We start from the raw sequence: 1,344 nt of genomic DNA, 5'->3' as shown, positions 1-1,344 counted from the left end.
TGCCGTCGGCGCCGCCGATGTCCTTCACCGCGAACACGCCCGTCAGCAGCGCGCCGAGGATACCGCCCACGCCGTGCACGCCGAACGCGTCGAGCGAATCGTCATAGCCGAGCTTCGACTTGAGCCACGTCGCCGACCAGAAGCACACGACGCCCGCCGCGATGCCGATCACCAGTGCGCCCGTCACGCCGACGAAGCCCGATGCCGGCGTGATCGCGACGAGACCCGCGACCGCGCCCGACACGATGCCGAGCACCGACGGCTTGCCCTTCGCGACCCATTCGGCAAACATCCAGCCGAGCGCCGCGCAGGCCGTTGCCACTTGCGTCGTCAGCATCGCGAAACCGGCACGGCCGTCGGCGGCAACCGCCGAGCCCGCGTTAAAGCCGAACCAGCCGACCCACAGCATCGAGCCGCCGATCATCGTCAGCACCAGGTTGTGCGGCGCCATCGATTCGCGGCCGTAGCCGACGCGCTTGCCGAGCACGAGGCACGACATCAGGCCCGCGATACCGGCGTTGATGTGCACGACGGTGCCGCCCGCGAAGTCGAGCACGCCGTCGGCCGACAGCCAGCCGGTCGGTTCCCACACCATGTGCGCGATCGGCACGTAGACGATCAGCGACCAGAGCGCCATGAACACGAGCATCGCCGAGAACTTCATCCGGTCCGCGAACGCGCCGCAGATCAGTGCCGGCGTGATGATCGCGAACGTCATCTGGTAGCAGAAGTAGACCGTCTCGGGAATCGTCGGCGCGAGGTGGCTCACGGTCAGCGTCGTCGCCTTGTCGCCGTGGATGTAGTTCATCCCGTGCAGGAACACGCGCGACAGGCCGCCGATGAAGCCGTTGCCCGGCGTGAACGCGAGGCTGTAGCCGACGACCGTCCAGAGCACCGTGATCAGCGCGGTGATCGCGAAGCTCTGCATCACGGTCGCGAGCACGTTCTTCTTGCGGACCATGCCCGCGTAGAACAGCGCGAGGCCCGGGACCGTCATGAACAGCACGAGCGCGGTGGACGTCAGCATCCACGCGGTGTCGCCCGCGCTGATCTTCGACGAATCGACCGAGAACGGCGCGGTCGGCGCAGCCGGTGCGGCGGCAGCCGTTGCCGGTGCGGCGGCGGAGGCCTCGGCGGCGCCGGAGGCAGCCGTTGCCGGCGCTTCCGACGCAGCGGCCGCCGAAGTGGCCGATGCAGCGGCGGCTGTTGCGTCGGCCGGTGCCGATGCGGCAGGCGCGGAAGCAGCCGCGGCCGATGCCGCGTCGTCCGCGAGCGCGGGGCCAACGCCGGCCGCGATCAGCGAGCCGGCCATCAGCAGGGACATCAGAAGTTTGCGCATCTTGG

The 1,344-nt window shown here is 69.3% G+C and carries 1 protein-coding gene; it reads right to left on the bottom strand.

What is annotated here, in order from left to right; translation table 11 throughout:
• The coding region (locus DID96_RS37700) for an ammonium transporter (protein WP_148094537.1) at positions 1-1,339 on the bottom strand (1,339 nt) is incomplete at its 3' end.
• Positions 1,340-1,344 lie beyond the last annotated feature (5 nt).

The sequence above is a fragment of the Burkholderia sp. Bp8963 genome (assembly GCF_003854275.1).
In the GTDB taxonomy this organism is placed as follows: domain Bacteria; phylum Pseudomonadota; class Gammaproteobacteria; order Burkholderiales; family Burkholderiaceae; genus Burkholderia.
The sequence above is the reverse complement of the archived record's forward strand: the minus strand, read 5'-3'. Positions and strand labels throughout refer to the sequence as shown.